This is a genomic window from Salinimicrobium profundisediminis, assembly GCF_026241755.1.
Taxonomy (GTDB): domain Bacteria; phylum Bacteroidota; class Bacteroidia; order Flavobacteriales; family Flavobacteriaceae; genus Salinimicrobium; species Salinimicrobium profundisediminis.
In genome coordinates this window covers 16,934-41,253 of sequence record NZ_JAPJDA010000004.1, presented here as the reverse complement: position 1 = coordinate 41,253, position 24,320 = coordinate 16,934, and the positions used below count along the sequence as shown (strand labels likewise).

24 protein-coding genes and 1 tRNA gene are annotated in these 24,320 nt (G+C 42.1%); 11 read left to right on the top strand and 14 right to left on the bottom strand.

The genetic code is table 11. The features are described 5' to 3' along the window. Positions 1-228: 228 nt before the first annotated feature. From OQ279_RS03300 to trxA, 3 genes are all read right to left on the bottom strand, one after another. A tRNA-Asp gene (locus OQ279_RS03300) sits at positions 229-302 on the bottom strand. Between the two features lie 86 nt (positions 303-388). Next, positions 389-1,318 (bottom strand): DUF58 domain-containing protein, encoded by a 930-nt coding sequence (locus OQ279_RS03295; RefSeq protein WP_266068370.1) that lies wholly within the window; start codon positions 1,316-1,318, stop codon positions 389-391. A 91-nt stretch (positions 1,319-1,409) separates the two neighbouring features. After that, a complete protein-coding gene (gene trxA / locus OQ279_RS03290) occupies positions 1,410-1,727 on the bottom strand; it encodes a thioredoxin (RefSeq protein ID WP_266068369.1) in 318 nt (105 codons plus the stop codon). A gap of 309 nt (positions 1,728-2,036) precedes the next feature. Between trxA and OQ279_RS03285 the strand changes: the two genes are divergently transcribed. Continuing rightward, the gene (locus tag OQ279_RS03285) at positions 2,037-2,180 is read left to right on the top strand and encodes a hypothetical protein (protein ID WP_266068368.1); all 144 of its coding nucleotides are present in this window, start codon (positions 2,037-2,039) and stop codon (positions 2,178-2,180) included. 100 nt (positions 2,181-2,280) lie between these two features. On the opposite strand, the gene dnaE is transcribed toward OQ279_RS03285, so the two are convergent. Together dnaE and OQ279_RS03275 are read right to left on the bottom strand one after the other, a co-directional pair. Next, the gene (dnaE, locus tag OQ279_RS03280) at positions 2,281-6,663 is read right to left on the bottom strand and encodes a DNA polymerase III subunit alpha (RefSeq protein ID WP_266068367.1); all 4,383 of its coding nucleotides are present in this window, start codon (positions 6,661-6,663) and stop codon (positions 2,281-2,283) included. Between the two features lie 213 nt (positions 6,664-6,876). Beyond that, positions 6,877-7,338 carry a ferritin-like domain-containing protein gene (locus OQ279_RS03275; protein ID WP_306419735.1) on the bottom strand — a complete coding sequence of 154 codons (462 nt, stop codon included), beginning with the start codon at positions 7,336-7,338 and terminating at the stop codon, positions 6,877-6,879. Positions 7,339-7,567: 229 nt separating this feature from the next. On the opposite strand from OQ279_RS03275, the gene OQ279_RS03270 reads away from it, so the two are divergent. The 7 genes from OQ279_RS03270 to OQ279_RS03240 all read left to right on the top strand — a co-directional run bounded on the left by OQ279_RS03270 (position 7,568) and on the right by OQ279_RS03240 (position 12,427). Continuing rightward, positions 7,568-8,137, top strand: a complete 570-nt coding sequence (locus OQ279_RS03270; protein ID WP_266068366.1) for a 30S ribosomal protein S16 — start codon at positions 7,568-7,570, stop codon at positions 8,135-8,137. 18 nt (positions 8,138-8,155) lie between these two features. Next, positions 8,156-8,680, top strand: a complete 525-nt coding sequence (gene rimM, locus OQ279_RS03265) for a ribosome maturation factor RimM (protein ID WP_266068365.1) — start codon at positions 8,156-8,158, stop codon at positions 8,678-8,680. Between the two features lie 182 nt (positions 8,681-8,862). Beyond that, positions 8,863-9,093, top strand: coding sequence for a four helix bundle protein (locus OQ279_RS03260; protein ID WP_266068364.1), 231 nt, complete (start codon positions 8,863-8,865; stop codon positions 9,091-9,093). Between the two features lie 276 nt (positions 9,094-9,369). Further along, positions 9,370-10,101, top strand: a complete 732-nt coding sequence (locus tag OQ279_RS03255; RefSeq protein WP_266068363.1) for a tRNA1(Val) (adenine(37)-N6)-methyltransferase — start codon at positions 9,370-9,372, stop codon at positions 10,099-10,101. Between the two features lie 268 nt (positions 10,102-10,369). After that, complete coding sequence (locus OQ279_RS03250) at positions 10,370-10,606, top strand: hypothetical protein (protein ID WP_266068362.1); 237 nt, start codon at positions 10,370-10,372, stop codon at positions 10,604-10,606. Position 10,607: 1 nt separating this feature from the next. After that, positions 10,608-10,916, top strand: a complete 309-nt coding sequence (locus tag OQ279_RS03245; protein ID WP_266068361.1) for a hypothetical protein — start codon at positions 10,608-10,610, stop codon at positions 10,914-10,916. Positions 10,917-11,248: 332 nt separating this feature from the next. Further along, entirely contained in the window at positions 11,249-12,427 is a 1,179-nt protein-coding gene (locus tag OQ279_RS03240; protein WP_266068360.1) for an acyl-CoA dehydrogenase family protein, read from the top strand. A gap of 270 nt (positions 12,428-12,697) precedes the next feature. Here the strand turns inward: OQ279_RS03240 and OQ279_RS03235 are convergent, their stop codons facing one another. From OQ279_RS03235 to trmB, 7 genes are all read right to left on the bottom strand, one after another. Further along, positions 12,698-13,036, bottom strand: coding sequence for a 2Fe-2S iron-sulfur cluster-binding protein (locus OQ279_RS03235; protein ID WP_266068359.1), 339 nt, complete (start codon positions 13,034-13,036; stop codon positions 12,698-12,700). 65 nt (positions 13,037-13,101) lie between these two features. Continuing rightward, on the bottom strand, positions 13,102-14,163 hold the full coding sequence (locus OQ279_RS03230) for an NAD(P)/FAD-dependent oxidoreductase (protein ID WP_266068358.1): 1,062 nt from the start codon (positions 14,161-14,163) through the stop codon (positions 13,102-13,104). Between the two features lie 29 nt (positions 14,164-14,192). After that, positions 14,193-14,438 (bottom strand): NifU family protein, encoded by a 246-nt coding sequence (locus tag OQ279_RS03225; protein WP_228916004.1) that lies wholly within the window; start codon positions 14,436-14,438, stop codon positions 14,193-14,195. A 2-nt stretch (positions 14,439-14,440) separates the two neighbouring features. Then, positions 14,441-15,568, bottom strand: a complete 1,128-nt coding sequence (locus OQ279_RS03220; RefSeq protein ID WP_266068357.1) for an Mrp/NBP35 family ATP-binding protein — start codon at positions 15,566-15,568, stop codon at positions 14,441-14,443. 133 nt (positions 15,569-15,701) lie between these two features. Next, on the bottom strand, positions 15,702-16,031 hold the full coding sequence (locus OQ279_RS03215; RefSeq protein WP_266068356.1) for an MGMT family protein: 330 nt from the start codon (positions 16,029-16,031) through the stop codon (positions 15,702-15,704). Next, a complete protein-coding gene (locus OQ279_RS03210) occupies positions 16,031-16,654 on the bottom strand; it encodes a LysE family translocator (RefSeq protein WP_266068355.1) in 624 nt (207 codons plus the stop codon). The genes OQ279_RS03215 and OQ279_RS03210 overlap by 1 nt, the downstream gene beginning before the upstream one ends. 6 nt (positions 16,655-16,660) lie before the next feature. After that, entirely contained in the window at positions 16,661-17,335 is a 675-nt protein-coding gene (gene trmB, locus OQ279_RS03205) for a tRNA (guanosine(46)-N7)-methyltransferase TrmB (protein ID WP_266068354.1), read from the bottom strand. A gap of 67 nt (positions 17,336-17,402) precedes the next feature. Here trmB and OQ279_RS03200 point away from each other — a divergent pair, with 67 nt between their 5' ends. Further along, positions 17,403-18,461, top strand: coding sequence for a glycosyltransferase family protein (locus OQ279_RS03200; protein ID WP_266068353.1), 1,059 nt, complete (start codon positions 17,403-17,405; stop codon positions 18,459-18,461). Here OQ279_RS03200 and OQ279_RS03195 read toward each other — a convergent pair. Both OQ279_RS03195 and OQ279_RS03190 read right to left on the bottom strand, forming a co-directional pair. Next, positions 18,429-19,475 (bottom strand): sensor histidine kinase, encoded by a 1,047-nt coding sequence (locus OQ279_RS03195; protein ID WP_266068351.1) that lies wholly within the window; start codon positions 19,473-19,475, stop codon positions 18,429-18,431. The genes OQ279_RS03200 and OQ279_RS03195 overlap by 33 nt on opposite strands. After that, the gene (locus OQ279_RS03190) at positions 19,475-20,164 is read right to left on the bottom strand and encodes a response regulator transcription factor (RefSeq protein ID WP_266068350.1); all 690 of its coding nucleotides are present in this window, start codon (positions 20,162-20,164) and stop codon (positions 19,475-19,477) included. The genes OQ279_RS03195 and OQ279_RS03190 overlap by 1 nt, the downstream gene beginning before the upstream one ends. Before the next feature lie 188 nt (positions 20,165-20,352). On the opposite strand from OQ279_RS03190, the gene OQ279_RS03185 reads away from it, so the two are divergent. Next, entirely contained in the window at positions 20,353-23,118 is a 2,766-nt protein-coding gene (locus tag OQ279_RS03185; RefSeq protein ID WP_266068349.1) for a TonB-dependent receptor, read from the top strand. Positions 23,119-23,148: 30 nt separating this feature from the next. Further along, positions 23,149-24,318, top strand: coding sequence for a beta-helix domain-containing protein (locus OQ279_RS03180; RefSeq protein WP_266068348.1), 1,170 nt, complete (start codon positions 23,149-23,151; stop codon positions 24,316-24,318). The last annotated feature ends 2 nt before the right edge of the window (positions 24,319-24,320 follow it).

Sequence of the window (24,320 nt, the reverse complement as noted above, 5' to 3'; positions counted from 1 at the left end):
CAATATTAAAAGCTAAAATACCAACCTTATAATTCCTTTAACATGAATTGGGTATTCACTACAAAATTGGGAAAGTGCCATAAAACAAAAAAGCCCTTCCCTTGAAGGGAAAAGCTTCTCATTGGTTTACTTCTAAACCCAGGTAAGTCAAAGACTTACCACAAACAACACAACTACTCTTTATTGCCAAAAAAAGCTCCCCAAATTGAGGAGCTTCTTTGCAATTTGCGGTCTGGACGAGACTCGAACTCGCGACCCCCTGCGTGACAGGCAGGTATTCTAACCAACTGAACTACCAGACCGTTGCTTTATTGCGAGTGCAAATATACAGCACATTTTCAGTTTCACAAACGTTTTTTAAAATATTTTGAAAGTATTTTTTACTCCCCTAAACAAACTTCTGACGTTCAACTAAATACGTAAGTAAAATTTTTTCAAAATTTTCATTGGTATCGGCCTGTACGTACTTAATTCCGTACTGCGCACACTTCAGCTTAAGCCTGCTAAAATAGGTGTTCACCTCCTGCAAATAGCTATCTCTCACATTATCAGCATAAAGATCTATTTTCTCGCCCGATTCAACATCTGTGAAGCGATGAGGCTCTTCTCCAAAATTAAAATTGAATTCCTTTTCCCTGTCCAAAACATGAAACAAAACCAGTTCATGCTTGTTGTATTTTAAATGTCTTAGCGCTTCAAAGAGCTTCTCCTCCTCCACTTCTTCCTGGAACATATCAGAAAAGAAAAAGATGAGCGACCGTCGCTTCATTTTTTCAGCTATTTGATGCAAATAGGTGTACGTACCTGTAGTCTTATTGCCCACGGGGCGGCTTAGGGTCTCTTCAAGCACATGTAGCAGCATACGGCGGTGCCTGTCGCCTCCTTTTTCGGGTGCGTAGTATTCGTATGCATCGCTGTATATACTAAGGCCTACAGAATCCCGCTGCTTTTTGAGTATTTGCATTAGACATGCCGATGCTAAAACAGAAAAACCTATTTTATTGAGGTTAGAAAGGCTTTGATCCCTTTTCTCTGGAAAATGCATGGAAGCAGAGTTATCCAGTATCAAATGACACCGTAGATTGGTTTCTTCCTCATATCGCCTGGTAAAGAGCTTATCGGTCTTTGCAAAAAGCTTCCAGTCTATATGCCTGGTACTCTCGCCGGGATTATAAACCTTATGTTCTGCAAATTCTGAAGAATACCCGTGAAAAGGGCTTTTATGGAGTCCGGAAATAAATCCTTCCACAACCTGCCTGGCCAGTAACTCCAGGTTAACAAATTTTCCGGAATGGTGAATCTCCTGCTCTAACTGCATTTTCTGAAAATTTCTATCCAAGGTACAAATTATAAGGCATAAAAAAATCCGGGAAAAACCCGGATCTCTTTATATCTAAACTTGTGATCAACTACAGTAGTTGATCCAGCGCTTCGGCATAAGTATTCTTAGGAGCAACTCCTACCTGTCTTCCCACTACTTCACCATCTTTAAAGATCAATACAGTAGGAATGTTTCTCACACCGTATTTTGCAGCAAATTCCTGGTTTGCATCTACGTCAAGCTTCCCAACTACTGCTTTCCCTTCATATTCCTTACTAATATCATCAATGATAGGACCTACCATTCTACAAGGGCCGCACCATGCTGCCCAAAAATCTACCATTACAGGTTTGTCGCTTTTTAGTACTTTCTCTTCAAAAGTAGCGTCAGTTATTTCTAAAGCCATATTTCTCGTTTTAGTTCATTGTTCTACTACAGACAAAAATAGGTAAAATTATAAGGACTCAATACCTTAAGAAAATCAGATTTACCTATCTGCTCATTGTCACCTCCTATAAAAGGCCTTTTCACTCCTCAAAAATGTAAGAAAACCCTTTCATTATTTTCACCAGTTCAACCCTTCATCTGGTAATTTAGATCTTAAACGTTTTATCTGAAATATCAATAATTAGCATTTAAGATTTCGTTATCTTTAATGTATAAGTAATTAAAAATCAGTACTTATTCGTATAACTTTACCCTAAAAAACATTGCCATGTCTGCACTCTCTCACCTCTGGAAAGAACAAACTGAAGGTTTTTCATTTGTTCAGAAAATTATCATCGGTACTATACTCACTTTCATTCTTGTTACAGCTGTTTTTGCACTTTACCTGGTATATCTGGAACTACAGAAATAGCCTGAAGCACGACTGAAGTTTTACCCGATGAAGAAAATTTGTCGGGAATGAAATAATAAAAAAACACTCTCCAAAAATGCCATTTTTGGAGAGTGTTTTTTTAATTCAGTTTATACAATACCTGTTGTTCTTCCAGCGCGTTTAGTAGTTCCTGGGAAATCCTAACTTTCTGTTTTCGGCTGGGCATGTGCAACTTTATTCTTTCCTTCATTTCATACACCACAAAATTAAGCCGGTTCTCTCCGCTGTGATTTCTGAAAATATCAAAAAGAGCATCGATCTTATCCTCCTGAAGTTCATCTATATTCAGCTGAATAGTGAGTTTCTTAGCGTAATTCTCCATTACATCGTGCAGCAACTGAATGTTGTTGAACTGCAACCTTGGCTCTCCTTTTCTACCTGTTTCCCTGTTAGGATAACCCTCTCTAATAAAGATCTTCGCGTGAATAAAAGAGTTGGGCACCAGGAAATGGCGGTACTTGAGGTACTCTTCCTTGAACATTCTAAACTCGTACGAATCTGAATAATCTTCTACGATAAAACTGGCCCAACCCTGCCCCTGTTTATTCACTCTATGCTGTACATCACTAATTACCCCTCCAAAAGTGAGTTCTTTATTTACGGCTTCTTCCAGATTTTGGAAATCGGCTAAAACGGCGTTACAGAAGTATTTTAATTCGGTTTTAAAATCATCTAGCGGATGCCCGGATATATAGATCCCCACTACTTCTCGCTCCCGCTTCAGTTTTCCCATAGTCCCCCATTCTTCACAGGGAGGCACCACCGGCTCTGGGATTTGCACTTCACTAGTGTCACCAAAAAGGCTCACCTGGGCCGAATTTTCATTCTCCTGATATTTGGCTGCATACTTCACTACCTTTTCCAAAAACGTAATGCCGTCGCCTTCATCATGGAAGTACTGTGCCCTGTGCGTATCGCCAAAGCTGTCAAAACCGCCAGCCAATGCGAGATTTTCAAAAGCTTTTTTATTGGCTGCCCTTAAGTCTATCCTCTTGGCCATGTCAAAAATGGATTTGTAAGGACCTTTATCTTTCCTGTTTTCAACTATGGTAGCCACAGCTCCTGCACCTACTCCTTTAATCGCTCCCATTCCAAAGCGGACAGCGTTTTCCCTGTTAACCGAGAACTTGTAGTAGGACTCATTAACATCAGGCCCAAGCACCTTCAACTTCATTCGCTTACATTCTTCCATGAAGAACGTCACCTGCTTAATGTCATTCATATTATTGGAAAGTACCGCCGCCATGTATTCCGCAGGATAATGAGCTTTTAGATAAGCGGTTTGATAGGCAATCCAGGCATAACAGGTAGAGTGGGATTTATTGAAGGCATAAGACGCAAAAGCCTCCCAGTCTTTCCAGACTTTCTCAAGCACTTCCCGCGGATGCCCGTTCTTTTCTCCCCCATCAAGGAATTTTGGCTTCAATTCTTCCAGCAGCGAAAATATCTTTTTACCCATCGCCTTCCGCAAAACATCGGCTTCACCTTTGGTAAAGCTGGCGAGCTTTTGCGACAGCAACATCACCTGCTCCTGGTATACCGTAATTCCGTAGGTTTCTTTAAGGTATTCCTCCATCGCCGGCAAATCATAAACGATTTCCTCATCCCCGTGCTTCCGGGCGATAAAGCTGGGAATATATTCCATTGGTCCCGGCCGGTAAAGAGCGTTCATCGCAATAAGGTCATCAAAGACCGTTGGCTTAAGGTCTTTCATGTGCTTTTGCATCCCGGGAGATTCATACTGAAAAATCCCTACCGTTTCCCCTCGTTGGAATAACTCATAAGTCTTCTCATCATCCAGCGGAAAACTATCAGGGTCAAGATCAATGTCATGTCTGCCCTTCACGATCTTCACGGTATCCTTAATAAGGGTAAGGGTCTTGAGACCCAAAAAATCCATTTTAAGAAGGCCGGCGCTTTCCACAACCGAGTTGTCAAATTGAGTAACATAAAGATCTGAATCTTTAGCAACCGCAACCGGCACAAAGTTGGTAATATCACTTGGTGTAATGATCACCCCGCAGGCATGGATCCCGGTATTTCTAACAGATCCTTCCAGAATCCTCGCCTGGTTCACTGTTTGAGCCTCAAGGTCATCTCCTTCAGCAATATTAAGAAGCTCATTTACCTTATCTACCTCTTCACTCCTAAAGCTACTTCTAATGGTCTTTTCGTCCATTCCGAAGATCTTGGCGAGCTTGGTGTTGGGAATCAGCTTGGCAATCCTGTCGGCTTCATTTAAAGGAAGGTCTAGTACCCGCGCGGTATCCCGAATAGAAGATTTCGCAGCCATGGTACCATAAGTAATGATCTGCGCCACCTGGTTGGCGCCATATTTCTTGATCACATAATCCATAACCCTGCTTCGACCCTCATCATCAAAATCAATATCAATATCGGGCATACTCACACGATCGGGATTTAAGAATCTCTCAAAAAGCAGATCGTACTTGATAGGATCGATATTGGTAATACCCAGGCAATAGGCCACCGCACTACCTGCCGCCGATCCCCGTCCCGGCCCCACCGAAACATCCATATTGCGTGCTTCCCGAATAAAGTCTTCCACAATAAGGAAGTACCCCGGGTATCCTGTATTCTCGATTACCGAAAGCTCAAAATCCAGCCGGTCTTTAATTGAAGGCGTAATTTCGCCATAGCGCTTCTCTGCCCCAACAAAGGTGATGTGCTTTAAGTAAGCGTTCTCACCTCTCTTCCCTCCATCAACGGCATCTTCAGCCACCACAAATTCTTCGGGAATAGTAAACGCAGGCAATAAAACATCCCGTGCCAACTCATAAGGTTCAATCTTATCTACAACTTCCTGAACATTAGAAATTGCTTCCGGCAGGTCTTTAAACAGCGACTTCATTTCATCACCGCTCTTAAAGTAGTATTCGTTATTGGGAAGCCCGTAGCGGTAACCGCGGCCACGGCCAATTGGCGTAGCCTGTTTTTCACCATCCTTCACACACAACAAAATATCATGCGCATTGGCATCCTCCTGTTCACAGTAATAAGTGTTATTGGTTGCCACCAGCTTCACCTCATGTTTCTTAGCCAGCTCAACTAAAACAGGATTCACCCTGTTCTCATCTTCCTGGTTATGGCGCATTAATTCTACATACAGGTCATCTCCAAATTGTTCCTTCCACCAAAGCAGCGCTTCTTCTGCCTGATTTTCACCAACATTCAGGATCTTTCCGGGAACTTCCCCGTAGAGGTTTCCGGTAAGAACAATAATATCCTCCTTATACTGCTGTATCACCTCCCTGTCAATCCGCGGCACGTAGTAAAAACCTTCGGTATAAGCCATAGAAGACATCTTCGCGAGGTTGTGGTAACCCTTCTTATTTTTTGCCAGCAACACTACCTGGTAACCATTATCTTTTCTGCTCTTGTCTTTGCGATTTTCACACACAAAGAATTCACAACCCACAATCGCTTTAAGTTCGCGGGCTGTGGCAGGCTCATTATTTTCGGCGGCGGCTGCATTTTTAGCCTTTACGCCCTTGTTATAAATACCAACTTCTTTTACAAAGTGAAAAGCCCCCATCATGTTAGCGTGATCTGTAAGTGCTACGGCCGGCATATTTTGCTTTGCCGCGGCGTTCACAAGATCTTTAATGCTAATGGTAGACTGTAAAATGGAGAACTGGCTGTGGTTATGAAGGTGAGAAAACGCAACTTCATCAAGCTTTTCAAGGTTTTCCTCTATTTCTGCGGAAGAAATTTCAGTTCCTTCTTTCTTCCGAAGCCTTTTCCTAATCTCTTCGGAAGCCTTCTTCAGGTTGATGTGCTTTAAACCGATTAGCTCAATTGGCTGCGGATTTTCTTCTGAAAAATTCTCGAAATAATCGGGTTTTACATCCAGTTCTTCCGAAGTAAAGATCCTTTTCCTTATGAGTTCCAGGAAACAGCGGGTTGTAGCTTCCACATCGGCAGTTGCGTTGTGGGCTTCAGCAAAAGGCTCATGAAAAAGGAATTCGTGCAGCTCGGTCAACGTAGGAAGCTTAAACTTCCCTCCCCTACCACCGGGAATACAACACAACTGTGCAGTTACTTCGGTACAGGTATCCAGCACAGGCAGGTGCTGCAAGGTATTTTCCATTTGAAGCCGATGAAATTCGGCTCCCATAATATTCACATCAAAACCTACATTTTGCCCCACTACAAATTTTGAGCGGGAAAGGGCTATGTTGAACTTCTCCAACACCTCCTGTAGGCTCACTCCCTGTTCTAAAGCTAACTCGGTAGAGATCCCGTGTACCTTTTCGGCATCATAGGGAATATTAAATCCTTCGGGCTGCACCAAATAATCCTGATGCTCAACTACCCGCCCCATATCATCGTGCAACTGCCACGCGATTTGTATACAGCGCGGCCAGTTATCACTATCGGTAAGAGGAGCGTCCCAACGCTTGGGAAGACCCGTGGTTTCAGTATCAAAAATAAGGTACATAAAATAATATTTTAGAGGCTTTTAGGCTGATTATTAGCACCAACCAAAGCGTTTGAAGCAAATTTCGAATTGGTAAAAGTAAATATAAATGAACGTATTCTCAGGATAAGTTTTCAGGATTTATTAACGAAAGAGGTGTGCCAAAAATGGCATTTTTGACACGTAAAAAAGCCCGGGACTGGCCCGGGCTTTATATTCACATTCTAAAATTTACTAATCAAAAGTTTCCTCCAGGTCTTTCACCTGTTTGAAAGTGCGCTCTATAGCATTGCGCTGTTTAATAAGCAGGTTTGCCGTAGAAGGTGCAAAACCGTCTTCTTTAATGATCTTATTGTAATCTTCTACAGCCACTTTTTCTCCCCGCACGGTTTCTTCAAGTATCGCCTCTTCATTGTCTGAAGAAAAGGCTGCTTTTAAATCCATCCAGGCGTGGTGGGCTTTACCGCTAACACTGGTTCCTTTATCAGGAGACTCTCCCAGGTTCTTGATTTCGGTTTTTAACTCATGTCCAAAATCATATCGCTCTTTTGCTTTGGCTTCAAAAAAATCTTTCAGCCTTTGGCTCTTTACATCTTCTGCTGCTTTTTGAAATCCTTTTTCAGAATCATAGTTCTTTTCCAGCAGCTCATTGAGTTTTGACGCCAGGTCTTTTGTCGTGTTCATTTTCTTCTTCATTTTTTGGGTTAGCAACTTTTCTTTCTCTCCTAATATAAGATACAATTATTGACGTAACCCAATGTTTAACAGGGTTTAGCACTCCTTAACTTTGTAGAAAATAAATAAAGGTGGCCGCTTTGAAGCAGGAAATATATTTTTTACTAACCACTTAATATACAAGAAAAAATAATAGTATCTTTGCCCCCTCATTAATAACCGGGGTCGGGAACCCCACAAATTAATTTTTATGCCTGTAAAGATTAGATTACAAAGACACGGTAAAAAAGGTAAACCTTTTTTCTGGATCGTTGCTGCGGATTCACGCGCAAAAAGAGATGGTAAATTCCTTGAAAAATTGGGAATCTACAATCCAACTACCAACCCTGCAACTATTGACATTGATGTTGACAGTTCTGTAAAATGGTTACAGAATGGTGCACAGCCAACAGATACTGCAAGGGCTATCCTTTCTTACAAAGGAATCCTTCTTAAGAATCACCTTGCCGGTGGTGTAAGAAAAGGTGCTTTGACCGAAGAACAAGCAGAGGAGAAATTCAACGCATGGGTATCGGAAAAAGAAGGAAAAGTTGAAGCTAAAAAAGAGAACCTGAGCAAAGAGCAGGAAGCTGCTAAAGCTAAAGCTCTTGAGGCTGAAAAAGAAGTTAACGCCAAGCGCGAAGCCGAAGCTGCTGCCGCTGCACAACCTGAAGTTGAGGAGAACACCGAAGACCAGGAAGCTGCTGCTGCAAATGAAGTAGACGATGCTACTGCTGCTGAAGCGAATGCTGAAGAAAAACAGGACCAGGCAGGTTCTTAATTTTTTCTCTAACGAGTTATGACAAAAGAAGAGTGTTTCTATCTTGGCAGGATCGTTAGTAAATTCAGTTTTAAGGGAGAGGTATTGATCAAACTCGATACCGATGAACCCGAAAGTTATTTAGAAATGGAATCAGTTTTTGTCGAATATGACAACAATCTGGTTCCATTTTTTATTGAAAGAAGTTCGCTGCAAAAAAGCAACCTCTTACGTGTAAAATTTGAAGAAGTAGATTCTGAAGAGGACGCAGAAGATCTTATGAAATGCGACCTCTATCTGCCACTAAACCTTCTGCCCGAATTAGATGATGATCAATTCTATTTTCATGAAATAATCGGTTTTACCGTAGAAGATGAGATTTACGGCACAGTTGGCACCCTCACCGGAGTCAATGACACCACCACCCAGGCCCTTTTTGAAATAGAAAAAGACGGCAAACAGATCCTCATCCCCATGAACGACCAATTCCTGGTTAAGGTGGATAAGAAAAACAAAACCATCTATGTTAAGACGCCCGAGGGGCTTATTGATTTATATCTATAATCAATACCCAAGCACCAAATTCCAAATTCCAATTTCTGGGAAATTTGAAGCACCAAATTTCAACTTTTGAAAATTTTTAAATTTCGAATACCAGGCATCAAATCCAAAAGAAAATAAAATTTAAATTCAATCTGGAGCAAAAAATAAGGTTCTAAAAAAGACATTTTTTGCTAACTTTAAATATGAAACCTTATAACCTGGAAGAAAGAACTTTCGAATTTGCAAGACAATGCAGATTATTGGTTTCAAAGCTTCCAAAAACAATTTCAAATATTGAAGACGGAAAGCAACTTATAAGATCGTCGGGATCTGTAGGTGCGAATTACATTGAGGCTAATGAGAAACTGGGGGACAAAGATTTTTCTTTTCGACTTAAAATTGCTAGAAAAGAAGCTAAAGAATCTGCTTATTGATTAAAACTTTTAAAAGCCTCAAACCCGTCCATAGATTCAGAGATAGAGGAAATTTTCAGGGAAGCAGAGGAACTGCGAAAAATATTATCTGCCATTATTAAGAAATCATAATTAAATTTATTTCACCGTTGGAATTCGGTGCTTTGACGCGACCTTTTTTTTTAGAATTTGGTGTTTAAAATTTGCCACATACCTCTCTTTGGAATTTAATGTTTGGTGCTTCATTTACCAATTGGAATTTGGTGCTTATCTTGCCTCACCAATTAATAATCAGCAATGAAAAGCTTCCGTTTTAAACAATTTACAATTCAGCAGGATAAGTGCGCGATGAAAATCGGTACCGATGGGGTGCTGCTGGGAGCCTGGGCTTCTTTAGAGCATAATCCGTTTTCTATTCTGGATATTGGCACCGGCACCGGAGTCATAGCTTTAATGTTAGCACAGCGCAGTAATGCTGAACTCATTGATGCCCTCGAAATAGATGAAGATGCCTACGAGCAGGCAGTTGACAATTTTGAGAACAGCGACTGGGGCGACCGACTCTTTTGCTATCACGCCGCCTTTGATGAGTTTGTAGAAGAGATGCAGGAAGAAGGTATGGAAGAAGAGGAAAAGTATGAGCTCATAATTTCAAATCCGCCATTTTATTCGGCCGATTATTCTTCAGGAGATGCAAAGCGTGACCAGGCAAGGTTTGCAGAAGCACTCCCTTTCGAAGAACTTCTGGAAGGTGTGTCTTTACTCCTCTCAAAAAGGGGAAAATTCAGCGTCATTATCCCTTATGCTGAAGAAGAAAAATTCCGCTACCTGGCAGCTGACCACGGACTTTTTCCGCAGCGCATAACCCATGTAAAAGGAACTCCCGATTCTCCCGTAAAAAGAAGTCTGCTGGAAATGTCATTTTTGGAAGGTAAGCCAGAAGTTGATGAGCTTATTATCGAAACCGCCCGGCACCAATACACTCCCGAATATATAGATCTGGTAAAAGATTTTTATTTGAAGATGTAGTTACTTTAAATCCTTGGATAACCCCGGTTTCGATTCCGAAGGAATCAAATCTTTATAGAAAAAATAAAACATGACATATGCGACCCCGTAGGGGTCGAACGGTCGCGTGAACTATAGCTATAAAGGTATGATCCTTTCAGGGTCATGAAAATAGATATAGATATTACTGATCTTAAAAAATTAATCCTGGCAAAAGACGTAAAATAATACATAACGAGAATTAACCAAATTTCTTTATCTTATCACTATATTTCTCTAAACAAGATCGATGGATTTACCTGCTGAAAAATATAAACTTATTGAATGGCTTCTTTCTCTTGAGGATGAAGATATCGTCAGGCGACTTCAGGAAATAAGAAATGAGACATCAGATCCCGGTGATTCTTATGAAATTTCAGATACTGAACGACTTTTTATTGAGGCGGGTTTAAAAGATATTGAAGAAGGAAAAATCTATTCTCATGAAGATATTATGAGGGAGATTAAGGAAAAATATAACATTTAATATGGAGATTTTCTGGACCCGTATGGCCAGAATAACCTATCTGGAAATACTAGAGGGCCTTGAAAAATACTGGACAGCAAAGGAGATCCAAAACTTTAACAGCCTAACAAAAGAAAATCTTTTTCAAATAACTTCGGGTAAGATTCTTCACCCTGTTATATTTCCCCAATCCCACATTCGCAAAATCCTCATTCATCCAAACGTGACTCTCTTTTATAAAATAAATGAGATTAAAAATAGTGTTGTGCTAATCACTTTTTTCAATAATAGAATGGATCCTGAAACATTAAAAAAGCTCCTGAATATTTAGCCAACAAGAACTCCGGAATTCACCGAACTGGTAAAAGATTTTTATTTGAAGATGTAGTTTACTTGAATCTGTGGGTAACCCAGGTAAGAATCCCGAAGGAATCAAATCTTTATAGAACAAATAAAAACAGGAAATATGCAACCCCGTAGGGGTCGAACGGTCTCGTGATTAATAGCTATGAGGACATGCCCCTTTCAGGGTCAAGGAAATAGAAATCAATCTTTTTCCATGAATCTAAAGCTTCAGACCTAACAGGTTTTTGAAACCTGTTAGGTCTTTATGGTCTTTCTATGTAAATTTACTATTCCAGACAAAAACTTAAACTACCAACAATGAAAGCAGACCAATTCCAGGCGCCCGATTACTATAATCTTGACGACCTTCTTAGTGATGAACATAAAATGGTACGTGACGCTGCCCGGGAATGGGTAAAGCGCGAGGTTTCTCCCATTATAGAAGAAGCTGCCCAAAAAGCCGAATTTCCGAAGCAAATAATTAACGGCCTTGCCGAAATTGGAGCCTTTGGCCCTTATATTCCTGAAGAATACGGCGGCGCAGGTCTCGACCAGATCTCCTACGGATTAATCATGCAGGAGATAGAAAGAGGCGATAGTGGCGTAAGATCGACAGCTTCTGTACAGTCTTCTTTGGTGATGTATCCTATCTTTAAATACGGGACCGAAGAACAAAAAAAGAAATATCTTCCAAAGCTAGCTTCGGGAGAAATGATGGGATGTTTTGGGCTTACCGAACCCGACCACGGTTCTAACCCCAGCGGCATGACCACCACCTTTAAAGACAATGGAGATCACTACCTGCTTAATGGTGCGAAAATGTGGATCTCTAACGCTCCTTTTGCTGATATCGCTGTTGTATGGGCAAAAAATGAGGAAGGCCGCATCTACGGACTCATTGTAGAACGCGGAATGGAAGGTTTCACAACGCCCGAAACTCATAATAAGTGGTCGCTTCGCGCCAGTGCCACAGGGGAACTTGTCTTTAACAATGTAAAAGTGCCTAAAGAAAACCTGATGCCCGAAAAAAGCGGACTGGGTGCTCCTCTTGGCTGCCTTGACTCTGCCCGCTACGGAATTGCCTGGGGCGCAATTGGGGCTGCGATGGATTGTTATGATACAGCTTTGCGTTACGCAAAGGAACGTGAACAGTTTGGGAAGCCTATTGCGAGTTTCCAGCTACAACAGAAGAAACTGGCCGAAATGATCACAGAGATCACAAAAGCCCAACTACTTGCATGGAGACTTGGAGTTATGAGAAACGAAGGTACCGCCACCTCAGCACAGATCTCTATGGCAAAAAGGAATAACGTGGAAATGGCGATCAATATCGCCAGGGAAGCCAGGCAGGTTTTAGGAGGAATGGGAATTACCGGGGAATACAGCATTATGCGACACTCCATGAACCTGGAAAGTGTGATAACCTACGAAGGCACGCACGACATTCACCTCTTAATAACAGGGGCAGATATTACAGGAATTCCTGCTTTTCAGTAAAAAAAAAGACCTCACAGGTTTTAAAAACCTGTGAGGTCTACTCCAAATTTAAATATCTAAATCAAAACAGGGGCAGCGTTTACAACGCCTGCCCTTTTTGTATTTTTCACAGCATTCGCTCTTCAACTCCACAGGCTTTTTTGCAATCACCCCATCCAGCTTTAGATAATCTTTGGATTTTTGTGAATAGAAAACAATGACATTTAAAATCATGATACCTGCGATTGTATTACTGCTCAAAAAGGGCAAAAACCGAACCCTTTTTTCAAACTAGTCGGCGTTAAAAGGCGCGATCTTTACTTCCAGCCCATCGAGCTCTTTCTCCATGGGAATTTGACAGCTTAAGCGGCTGTTTTCCTGCACAAAAAAAGCCTGGTCCAGCATCTCCTCTTCTTCATAAGACTTTTCGGGAAGCAGGTGATCTTTGTTCAGCATATAGCACTGGCAGGAAGCACACATGGCCATTCCCCCACAAATACCTACAGTACCTTCGGGTGCGAGCTCGTATGAACGAATCACCTCCATGAGGTTCATGTTCATATCTATAGGCGCATCAACAAGGTGCGCTTCTCCTTCGCGATCAATGATTGTAATTTTAATATCTGACATTTGTCAATTATAAAACCTCACAGGTTTCCAAAACCTGTGAGGTTTGGTTTTAAATTTCGGTAAAATTAATTAATACTCTTTACAACTTCCCGTTTGGCCTCTTTCTTACTGCCGTCAAATCCATTCACCCCACTCACTGTGGTGTACTTCATCACGTATTTCTTATCGGGAAATATTTTTTGATAAGCACTCTGGCACATAATGGCCGCTTCATGGAAACCACACAAAATGAGCTTTAGCTTACCCGGATAGGTATTTACATCTCCAATAGCATAAATTCCCGGAATATTGGTTTGATAATCGTAGCTGTTATCAACCTTGATTGCATTCTTTTCAATTTCGAGCCCCCAATTGGCAATTGGTCCTAATTTTGGGGAAAGTCCGAATAACGGAATGAAATAATCAGTTTCTTTGATCTCTTCTTCGGAAGCATCTCCTTTGTGGCGGATTACCACTGAATCTAATGCTTCTTCCCCTTTCAAGCCAACTACTTCAGCTTCAGTAATGAGGTTGATTTTTCCTATTTTTGAGAGTTCAGAAACTTTCTCTACAGAATCTAATGCTCCGCGGAATTCATTTCTTCTGTGAACCAGAGAAACTTCCGAAGCAACTTCAGAAAGATAAATAGCCCAGTCTAAAGCTGAGTCTCCCCCTCCTGCAATTACCACACGCTTGTCGCGGTAATCTTCGGGTTCTTTGATCATATACGCAACCCCGTTGTTCTCATACTTTGCAATATTGGGAATAGGAGGTTTGCGGGGCTCAAAACTCCCCAGACCACCGGCAATAACTACTACCGGGGCCTGATGCTGCGTACCTTCACTGGTGGTGACGATAAAAGAACCGTCATCCAGCTTCTCTATTGTTTCTGCCCTTTCCCCCAGGGAAAAACCTGGTTCAAACGGACGAATCTGCTCCATAAGGTTATCTACAAGATCTCCCGCCAGTACTTCGGGAAAAGCCGGAATATCATAAATAGGCTTTTTAGGGTAGATCTCTGAACATTGCCCCCCCGGTTGCGGCAGGGCGTCTATGAGGTGACATTTTAATTTTAATAATCCTGCTTCAAATACGGCGAAAAGACCAGTAGGCCCCGCACCGATGATCAACATATCAGTTTTAATCATTACTTCTTATTTTGTGAATTGGGGAAATGTTATTTTTCAATATTCAGCACCTTTTCAATTTGAGGTACATACCGCTTAATGGTCATTTCAACACCCGATTTCAAAGTCATCGTGTTTACGCTACAGCCCACGCAGGCTCCCTGCAACTGAACCTTTACCAGCCGGTCGTCATCTTCTATACTGATAAGGGAGATATCTCCGCCGTCATTTCTAAGGAAAGGCCTTATTTCTTCAAGGGCTCTCTCTACGTTCAATCTAACTTCTTCGCTTGTCATGACTATTTTTTAACTGCACTACAGCCCGCCATAGTGGTGATTTTTATTGCTTCGGTAGGAGGTAAACTGCTATTGCGGTTCACCGTTTCCTGCACTACGTTTTGTGTAAGGAGCTCTAGAGCTTTAGATAAAGGTGTATTCTCCTGCAATGCTGCCGGATGCCCAATATCTCCTGCTTCCCTGATGCTTTGCACTAAAGGCAACTGCCCCAAAAATGGCACTTGCAAATCTTCGGCTAAAAGTTTGGCACCTTCCTTTCCAAAAATGTAATATTTATTATCGGGTAATTCTTCAGGAGTAAAATAGGCCATATTCTCAATGATCCCCAAAACCGGAACATTAATAGTCTCCTGCTGAAACATCGCCACTCCTTTCCTTGCATCGGCAAGTGCTACGTTTTGAGGCGTACTCACAACAACGGCACCGGTTAAAGGAAGTGATTGCATAATAGAAAGATGAATATCCCCTGTGCCCGGAGGCAGGTCTACCAACAGGAAGTCGAGTTCGCCCCAGGCTGCATCAAAGATCATCTGGTTCAACGCCTTCGCTGCCATAGGGCCTCTCCATATTACCGCCTGATTTGGCTGTGTAAAGAACCCAATAGACAGCATTTTCACCCCGTGGTTTTCAATAGGTTTCATTTTTGACTTCCCATCTACATTCACAGAAAGGGGTTTTTCTGTCTGCACATCAAACATCATAGGCATAGACGGCCCATAAATATCGGCATCTAAAAGACCTACTTTAAAGCCCATTTTTGCCAGGCTCACCGCAAGGTTTGCAGTGACAGTAGACTTCCCTACTCCACCTTTCCCTGAAGCTACCGCAACAATATTTTTGATACCGGGAATAGACTTCCCTTTAATCTCTGTCTTCTCGGGCGCCTGAACCTTAATATTCACCTTCACCTTGGCTTTTTGATGAACGTGTTCATGAATGGCTTTCATTACATCAACCTCTGCGCGTTTTTTGATATGAAGCGCCGGAGTAGTAAGCAGCAGGTCTACCACCACCTCATCTCCAAAGGTCATAATGTTCTGAACCGCACCACTCTCTACCATATTTTTACCTTCCCCTGAAACAGAAATAGTTTCAAGAGCATTTAATATATCCTTACGATTAAGTTTCATGCTGTATTTCTTGTAATTTCTGAACCTTATGTAGATTCATTCTAAATGCAAATATAAGCTGAAAAGCTAAGATAACGAAGTTATTACCCATTTTTAAGGATCAATAAAATCAATACAAAAATAGCTCAAATTTTTACTGAAGTTCTACCGAAGGATCCCAGAAATAATCCTGAAATCTTACGATTTTATCGTTTATAACCTGCACTCCTTCAGCCTCGAGCATTTGCTGCATTACCCGGGTTCCGGGAAAATGATGTTTCCCTGTAAGCAGGCCATTTCTGTTCACCACCCGATGTGCCGGAATATCTTCCATTTTAGAAGCATTATTCATAGCCCAGCCCACCATTCTCGCACTGCCTTTTGCTCCTAAAAAAGCGGCGATAGCGCCATAGCTGGTTACCCGCCCTTCAGGAATAAGTTTTACCACCTCATACACCCGTTCAAAAAAGGAAGTTTCTGTCATTACTGCAAATAGATCCTAATGAAGGTAATGATCAGCAAGACCAGCATAAGAGCTGCCATGAAGTAGTTGGAATATTTTACAAAAAAAGTCCCCTCAGCTTCTATCTTGGTGAAAAACAACGCATAAAAGTAAAGGGTTGTAAACGTACCCAGAGAAGCTCCCAGTACAAATGCGGTATTGTTAAGCGGGTGATATTCTACAGCGCCATTTACATTAAGTGCAGCAGCAAGTGCCACAAAAAATGGAATGGGAAAAATATTTAGTACGCCTATCATCATTCCCTTTAGCACACTTCTTAGCCCGGAGGTTGGATGAACCTCTACCTCTTTCTTTTTTCGTTGTGCCATTACGAGAAAATAGAACATCATGATCAAAAAGATCACGAGCCCGGCCCGCAAGAGCACATTGTTAATATAGGCATTGTCAAAGATATAGCGCGCCAGCATGACCGCGATCAACGCCTGTAGCATAACGATCACAGATGCACCAATAGCCATGTAGATGCCGTTCTTTTTACCTCTTTTGACACAGGTTTTGGCAACACTCATATTCACAAGTCCCGGGGGAACTACCCCCAGCAGCGCTGCAAAATAGGTAATAAGGAAAATTTTAGTTTCCTCCAATGCTGGTTATTTTATCCTAAACTGTACGTAAGTTATGGGTTTTCCCTGCTCAAGATACTGTTTTTCATAAAAAGTCTGTATCCCGGTAACTTCTTTTGGAGAATACTCGTTTTTATACACGTTGTGGTTGGCCTGTACCACCTCATGACCTTCGCCATGGAGTAGACCAAGTGTATAGCCGTGCATAAATTCACTATCTGTTTTAAGGTTGACCAGGCCTTGTGGTTTCAGGATCTTCTTATATCTCTGAAGAAATTCGGAATTGGTCATTCTATGCTTGGTACGCTTGTATTTTATTTGTGGATCGGGGAAAGTAATCCAGATTTCATCTACTTCATTTTCCGCAAACAGCAAATCAACCAGCTCTATCTGGCTTCTCAAAAAGGCCACATTTTGAAGTCCTTCTTCCAGGGCTGTTTTCGCACCCCGCCAAAAACGGGCTCCTTTAATATCAATCCCAATAAAGTTCTTCTCCGGATAGGCTTCAGCAAGAGCCACGCTATATTCCCCTTTTCCGCAGCCCAGTTCAAGCACTATAGGCTTATCGTTTTTAAAGAAGTCGCTGCTCCACTTCCCTTTCAGGATAAATTCTCCATCTACCACCTCTTCCCGTGTGGGCTGTACCACATTAGAAAAGGATTCGTTTTCTCTAAACCGCTTTAATTTATTCTTACTTCCCACCTGAAAATTTAATATTTTGGTAAAATTAAAGAAAATCCCCCACAGGCCTTTCAATTATATCTGATTTATGCGAAGTAGACGAATTTTGGTTGCGCCAATTAACTGGGGGTTAGGTCATGCCACACGTTGCATCCCAATCATTGAAAAACTTGAAGAACAGGGATTTACTCCCATCATAGCTTCAGATGGAGCAGCACTTAACCTTCTTAAAAAAGAGTTTCCGCATTTGCAGGCATTTGAATTACCTTCTTACAATATCACCTACACCAGAAAGGGAAGCCTTTTAAAATGGAAGCTGCTTTTAGACAGCCCACATATCGTGAAAAACATCAAAAAGGAAAAACAGGCCACTAAGATCCTGGTGCAAAAATTAAAACTCCACGGAATAATTTCGGACAGCCGGTTTGGGGTGCGGCACCCGCATGTGTCAGGCGTTTTTATCACCCATCAATTGAATGTACTCTCGGGGGCAACCACTTTCTTCAGCAGTTGGCTTCACCAGAAGTATATAAAACAATATGATCAATGCTGGATTCCCGATACTCCCGGCAGGCCAAACCTAAGCGGAATTCTTGGGCATCCAAAAAGGGCATTTTCAGAAGTAAATTATTTAGGGGTGATGAGCAGGTTTAAAAAAGAAAAATTACCTCGGAAGTATGATTACATGGTATTATTGTCAGGCCCCGAACCCCAGAGAAGCATTCTCGAAGAAATTCTTCTAAAGGAGTTCAGCAAATCTTCCGGAAGTATCCTCTTTATAAGAGGGGTTGTAGATGAAAGCACTGCTGATTTCAATACACCAAATCTCACTGTAAGAAACTATCTCTTTGGCAGGGAACTGGAACAGGCACTTAACAGTAGCGAAGTGGTAATAGCAAGATCGGGATATACCACCCTTATGGATCTTGCCCGGCTCGAAAAAAAGGCTTTTTTCATACCTACACCCGGCCAGTTTGAACAGGAATATTTAGCCGGAAGGATGCAAAAACTGGGCTTTGCCCCAACCTGTAAACAGGAAGAATTTAATCTGGAAATGCTGGTTACAGTAAAAGATTATTCGGGGTTAAAGGATCCTGGCTTTGTTTGTGATTTCTCAAAGCTTTTTGGCCTTTTTAAGGGTGAATGAAAATTCACTTCCCATGCCGTAGGTGCTTTCTACAAAAATTCTCTCTTTGTGCGCTTCGAGCAGGTGCTTTACAATGGCCAGGCCAAGCCCCGAGCCTCCTTCTTTACGCGATCCACTTTTGTCTACCCGGTAAAAACGCTCAAATAACCTCGGAATATGCTCTTTTTGGATCCCCTCTCCATTGTCGCTTACTCTTATTATGATCTTCTTCTTGGAGTGATCTTCAATAGATACTTCTGTAGTCCCGTCGTTCTTACCGTATTTGATAGAATTCACGATGAGGTTGGTCATCACCTGCTGAATTCTTTCTTTATCGGCTTTAACCCACACAGGAGCATAAGGAGTTTCAAATGTGAGGGTGATATTCTTCTTTGCGGCTTTCATCTCCAGGAGGTCAAAGACATTCTGAACTACCTCAACAATGTTAAATACTTCAGGTTTAAGACTGAGCTCTCCGGTTTCCAGTTTAGTGATCATATCCAGATCCTGAACAATGTAAACCAGTCGCTCCACCCCTTTGGCTGCTCTTGAAAGATACTGCTTTCGCACATTTTTATCTTTCATAGCTCCATCAAGCAAGGTCTCAATATATCCCTGAACTGTGAATAAAGGGGTTTTGAGTTCGTGAGAGATATTGCCCATAAATTCTTTCCGGTAGGAATCACGCACTTTTAAAGCTTCGATTTCGAGTTTTTTCCCTTCAGCAAATTTCTGCACTTCCTGCGATAGGCTGGTCATATCTGTAGTCACCTGCTCAGGGTTAAGTGGGGTAGCACTAAGCATACTCACATTCTCGTATATCTTCTTTATCTTTTTATAAATAAAGGCCTCAACCCGGTACTGAATGATGAGAAATGAAAAAATAAAACACGAAAAACCATAGAGCAGAAGTGCCCACTCTGAATATGCATCGTGAATAATGAGAAAAACAGCCGAAATCCCAGTAAGGAAGAGTGACACATAAATTGATGTCTTTATTGCAAACCTATATGAGCGCCTAAAACCTTTAGCCATTACTCTACAAACTTATACCCCACACCTTTAATGGTCTGGATGCTCTCACCTCCAAGTTTTTCCCTGAGTTTTCTAATATGCACATCAATAGTACGACCGCCTACAACCACCTCATTGCCCCAAACCCGTTCAAGGATCTCATCTCTCTGAAAAACCCGTCCGGGTTGTGATGCCAATAAGAATAATAGCTCAAATTCCTTCCGGGGCAACATCACCTCTTCCCCGCCTTTTACAACTTTGTATTCTTCCCTGTTAATCTCGAGGTTACCGGCAGTAATAATTTCTGCTTTCCCTCCGGCTTCCCCTCCGTTAAACCGGCGCAGCAAGGCCTTCACTTTACTTATAAGCACTTTCGGTTTTATGGGTTTAGTGATATAATCATCGGCACCAGCGTCAAATCCGGCCATTTGAGAGTAATCTTCTCCCCTGGCGGTAAGAAAAGTAATCATGCTGTTGGTAAGCTCCGGTTCTTTTCGCATTTGAATGCAGGTTTCTATACCATCCATTTCAGGCATCATTACATCTAAAATAATAAGATGAGGATGGTTTTCTTTGGCAACTTTTAAAGCCTGTTTACCATTTTCTGCAGTTACTACCCGGTAACCTTCAGCAGCTAAATTATACCTTATAATCTCAATGATATCGGGCTCATCATCGACCAAAAGGATGCAAATGTCATTTGTTTTCATGGGTGTGGTTAATTTACCCTGTAAAAGTAAAGATAATAATTATGCCGCCTCCCACTCCCATTCATTGATAACCTTCTGTTAACCTTAAATTTAATTAGTCATAACCTTTAGTTGATCTATTGGTAATTTTCAGCTAACGCCATAGTTACATTGCACAGTTTTCTTTGCGGCATAGAAAATTGACAAAAATGAGACTTCTTTTGATTGGTGCCGCAGTACTCCTTTCCTTTTCAAACCTGTTGGCACAGGAGACACAACACACCGGTAGCATTGCCGGGAAATTAACTGACAAGGAAATGCAGGGCGAACCCCTCCCCTTTGCAAATGTACTCGTGAAAGGCACAGGTACAGGTGGAACTACTAACGTAAACGGACTTTTTGAAATAGAAAATCTTGAACCCGGAAGCTACACTGTTGCCTTTAGCTTTGTAGGATACGAACAGCTCGAAATCCCCAATGTGCGGGTAGAACCGGGTAAAGTAACAGAAATAAACACTCAACTTGGAACCACTGCTTCTTCCCTGGATGAAGTTGTTATTTCTACGGTATCAAGGGCCGATTCTGAAGTGGCACTGCTATTAGAGCAGAAAAATGCCATTACAATAAAACAGGCTATTGGCGCTGAAGAACTGTCAAGAAAAGGGATCAATAACGTAGAGCAGGGCCTCTCCAAGGTCTCTGGCATTAGCATGGTGGGAGACAGGGGTATTTTTGTAAGGGGATTGGATGACCGTTATAATTTTCTAACGATGAATGGACTTCCCGTAGCATCTTCAGACCCCGATTTTAAAATTATTCCGCTTAGTTACATCGCCACCAATATTGTGAGCTACGTAGATGTTTATAAAACCTTTAGTCCTTCGCTGTATCAGGATTTTGCGGGCGCAACTTTTAATGTCAACACTATCACCGCACCTTCAAAGCCCGCTACCACGGTAACAGTTGGGGTTAATTACAACACAAATTCCACTTTTGAAGATTACAAGATCGATAACAGCAGTGATTTGGAATATCTGGGATATACCGGAAACAGCCGGGAACTGCCTGCCGCACCCGCACAATCTACCAGCCCATTTTCCACTTCCTGGACTCCTGAAAAAATTACTGCCCCACTGGCTACTACTCTTGGAATAACTCACGGGCAACGCCTGGTAAACGGAGACAAACAATCTCTGGGTATATATTTTGGTATGAACTATCGCAATTCTTACGAGAAGAAAAACGGGGTAGAACGCACATTAAATTCTGAAGGCACCCCAGGGCAGGATTTCTCTACCACAAACTATGATTTCTCCACACGAAAATCAGCTTTACTGGCACTTGATTACGACAGGTTTGATATGCTGAAGCTGAACTTCAATACCATTTACCTTCAGAATACATCCAATTTTATAAGGGAAGCATATGGGAGGAATGACGGATTTACCCAGCTTAACAACAGAGATTTCTTTATCCGTGACATTCGGTATACAGAAAATGACATGCTCACCTTTCAGCTGTTGGGTGACCTGGAATGGAACAACAAAAAACATCAACTGCATTTTGGTGGCTCTACAGGAATAGGCAACAATAATGTGCCCGATCGCAGGGTGCTGCGCGCTGCCGGCACAGGGGAAGATGCAGAATACATTACCACAAATGGCATTAATCCCTTCAGGTTCTATCAGGAGCTGGAGAACGTTAGCTTTAGTTCCCGCCTTGAGTACGAGTTGGGAATTCAGAAAAAAGAAGACAACACCTTCTCCACAAAAATTAAGATAGGGCATAATTTCGACGGAATAAATTACGATTTCTTCACCCGCACAATCACAGCACAGGTCAGTTCGGCTAACTTGCCAAACCTGAATACCAATGATCCTGAAGCTTTCTTCCAACAAGGTTTATCTGAAGGATTTCTGGAATATGCAGGCAATTTTGCCCCTACACCACCCGACATTCAGGTGGAGCAATACATACACGCCGGGTATTTCATCTTTTTAAAGGAATGGGACAATATACTACTTGATGTGGGCGTACGCGCTGAATATGCACCTAGAGAAATCACTTATAAAAAAGCTCTCGATACTAAGTTCAGTAAGATCACCTATGAACCCTTCGATATTAGCCCTGCCCTCAACATCAGGTACCAACTTACCGAAACCTCTAACCTGAGGCTGGCGACATCTATCACCACTACCCGCCCCAGGATGAGAGAGATCTTGCCTACAATTTACCAGGATGGGGATGGCAACCAGGTAATAGGGAACCCCGATCTTTTAAATTCTCGCAACTACAATTTAGACCTGAAATATGAGTTCTTTCCAACTAACAGCGAATTACTGGCGGTAACCGCCTTTGCTAAATATCTCCAGGACCCCATAGAGCGTTTGGCCCGCGCCACCTCTGTAGGCTACAGAACTTATTTCGATAATTTTGAGGAAGCTGTTCTCTACGGAATAGAAGCCGAAGCCAGGTTCAATGCCGGAAGCCTCTTCAAAAATGCCATTTTTGACAGGTTATCTGTAGGCTTTAACGGAATTCTGATGGATTCTCGTGCAACTGCCGAAGAAAACAACCCCCGTTTCGCGGCAGTAACCAATAAAGACCGAAAGTTGCAGGGAGCATCAAACTGGGGGATCAATGCCGATCTACTTTACCAAATTTTTAAGCGCGGCAATACAGAGTCTTCCCTAAACCTCATTTACAACACTTTTGGAAAAAGAATATATGCCGTAGGTGTAGAAGGAGCCGATGAAATCTACGAAAAGCCTGTTGATCAACTTGACCTGGTGTGGACCACCCAATTCAACAAAAGCTGGGGACTCAAATTAACCGCGAGAAATCTTCTCAACGAAAAGACCATGTTCTTCCAGGATCCCACCCGCGAAATAAGGTTCCCTGATAAGTTTAGCAACACTATAGAATCATTTGATACCGGCACCACCTATGGAGCCTCCATCACCTTTAAATTTTAAACATAAATATTCAACTAAAAATTAGAAAAAATGAAAAACCAATTCTTAAAAACCGCATTTACAATCGCGCTCTCACTCAGCTTGTTTTCATGCAGCAGTGATGATGATGTTCCAAACCCCGATCCCGGCACAGGAGGCGACTCAGGAATACTTGAGGGCACTGTTCTTGAAGGGGATATTACAGAAGACCTCCTTGTGAAAGAAGGTAATTATAACCTGAAAGGCGCAGTTTCAGTAAAAGATGGAGCCACACTAACCATAGAACCAGGAACAACTTTCACGATAAGCGCCGCAGACCAGGCGGCAGGAGTAAACCTGTTATTTGTAGAACAGGGCGGCAAATTAATAGCCGAGGGTACTGCAGCAAAACCTATAGTCTTTACTTCTGAAAATAAAAATTCGGAAGGTGGAGACGGTGACTGGGGCGGTATCGGTATACATGGCCGCGCCAAAATGAACGCCCCCGGCGGAACCTCAATCTCTGAAGCAGGGCAGTTACCGTATGGAGGCACCAATGATCAGGATAGTTCGGGGAGCCTGAAGTATGTAAGAGTCGAATATGCAGGGCAGGCATCTTCAGATGGCCAATTTGAATTCAATGCTTTCTCCTTCTTCGCGGTAGGCAGCGGCACCACTCTTGAAAACCTCGAGGCTTTTGAAGGCGCTGATGACGGGTTTGAATTCTATGGAGGTACTGTAAACGCCAGGAACCTTGTAGCTATAGGAATGGAAGATGATTCAATAGACTGGGATGAAGGTTACCGCGGAACTCTTAATAATGTTGCTATTGTTCAATACGACGGCGTGGGAGATTTCGCTTTTGAACTGGCTAACAGAAAAGGTGAGAACAATGCAGAACCACGTTCAATGGGTACAGTTAAAAATGTGAGTATTTGGGGCCATAACCGCAGCGGCAAAGCTGCATACGATTTAAAACAGGGAACCGCCGGAACTTTCGAAAATATTGTGGGGAGTAATTACGAAACCATCATATTTCTCAATGACCAGCTACAGGAAGTAGAAAATGACCAACTACAATTTACCAATGCTCATTTTGAGTACAGTAAAGATCTTGTGGTGAACAACGTTAACGACACCGAGGTAGCGGGCAACTTACTAGAGCTTGATGAGAATGCAACAGGTGCAGATCTAAGCGTCTTTGAAAGCTGGAGCAACCTGGCTGCGGCTCAAAAATTTTAATG

What these genes read in the sequence shown, in the direction of transcription:
- OQ279_RS03295 (WP_266068370.1), bottom strand. Translation starts at nt 1,318, where the DNA reads ATGCAGTTAGAGCAGGAGATTCACCATTCCGGAAAATTTGTTAACCTG.
- trxA (WP_266068369.1), bottom strand. Translation starts at nt 1,727, where the DNA reads ATGGCTTTAGAAATAACTGACGCTACTTTTGAAGAGAAAGTACTAAAA.
- OQ279_RS03285 (WP_266068368.1), top strand. Translation starts at nt 2,037, where the DNA reads ATGTCTGCACTCTCTCACCTCTGGAAAGAACAAACTGAAGGTTTTTCA.
- dnaE (WP_266068367.1), bottom strand. Translation starts at nt 6,663, where the DNA reads ATGTACCTTATTTTTGATACTGAAACCACGGGTCTTCCCAAGCGTTGG.
- OQ279_RS03275 (WP_306419735.1), bottom strand. Translation starts at nt 7,338, where the DNA reads ATGAAGAAGAAAATGAACACGACAAAAGACCTGGCGTCAAAACTCAAT.
- OQ279_RS03270 (WP_266068366.1), top strand. Translation starts at nt 7,568, where the DNA reads ATGCCTGTAAAGATTAGATTACAAAGACACGGTAAAAAAGGTAAACCT.
- rimM (WP_266068365.1), top strand. Translation starts at nt 8,156, where the DNA reads ATGACAAAAGAAGAGTGTTTCTATCTTGGCAGGATCGTTAGTAAATTC.
- OQ279_RS03260 (WP_266068364.1), top strand. Translation starts at nt 8,863, where the DNA reads ATGAAACCTTATAACCTGGAAGAAAGAACTTTCGAATTTGCAAGACAA.
- OQ279_RS03255 (WP_266068363.1), top strand. Translation starts at nt 9,370, where the DNA reads ATGAAAAGCTTCCGTTTTAAACAATTTACAATTCAGCAGGATAAGTGC.
- OQ279_RS03250 (WP_266068362.1), top strand. Translation starts at nt 10,370, where the DNA reads ATGGATTTACCTGCTGAAAAATATAAACTTATTGAATGGCTTCTTTCT.
- OQ279_RS03245 (WP_266068361.1), top strand. Translation starts at nt 10,608, where the DNA reads ATGGAGATTTTCTGGACCCGTATGGCCAGAATAACCTATCTGGAAATA.
- OQ279_RS03240 (WP_266068360.1), top strand. Translation starts at nt 11,249, where the DNA reads ATGAAAGCAGACCAATTCCAGGCGCCCGATTACTATAATCTTGACGAC.
- OQ279_RS03235 (WP_266068359.1), bottom strand. Translation starts at nt 13,036, where the DNA reads ATGTCAGATATTAAAATTACAATCATTGATCGCGAAGGAGAAGCGCAC.
- OQ279_RS03230 (WP_266068358.1), bottom strand. Translation starts at nt 14,163, where the DNA reads ATGATTAAAACTGATATGTTGATCATCGGTGCGGGGCCTACTGGTCTT.
- OQ279_RS03225 (WP_228916004.1), bottom strand. Translation starts at nt 14,438, where the DNA reads ATGACAAGCGAAGAAGTTAGATTGAACGTAGAGAGAGCCCTTGAAGAA.
- OQ279_RS03220 (WP_266068357.1), bottom strand. Translation starts at nt 15,568, where the DNA reads ATGAAACTTAATCGTAAGGATATATTAAATGCTCTTGAAACTATTTCT.
- OQ279_RS03215 (WP_266068356.1), bottom strand. Translation starts at nt 16,031, where the DNA reads ATGACAGAAACTTCCTTTTTTGAACGGGTGTATGAGGTGGTAAAACTT.
- OQ279_RS03200 (WP_266068353.1), top strand. Translation starts at nt 17,403, where the DNA reads ATGCGAAGTAGACGAATTTTGGTTGCGCCAATTAACTGGGGGTTAGGT.
- OQ279_RS03195 (WP_266068351.1), bottom strand. Translation starts at nt 19,475, where the DNA reads ATGGCTAAAGGTTTTAGGCGCTCATATAGGTTTGCAATAAAGACATCA.
- OQ279_RS03190 (WP_266068350.1), bottom strand. Translation starts at nt 20,164, where the DNA reads ATGAAAACAAATGACATTTGCATCCTTTTGGTCGATGATGAGCCCGAT.
- OQ279_RS03185 (WP_266068349.1), top strand. Translation starts at nt 20,353, where the DNA reads ATGAGACTTCTTTTGATTGGTGCCGCAGTACTCCTTTCCTTTTCAAAC.
- OQ279_RS03180 (WP_266068348.1), top strand. Translation starts at nt 23,149, where the DNA reads ATGAAAAACCAATTCTTAAAAACCGCATTTACAATCGCGCTCTCACTC.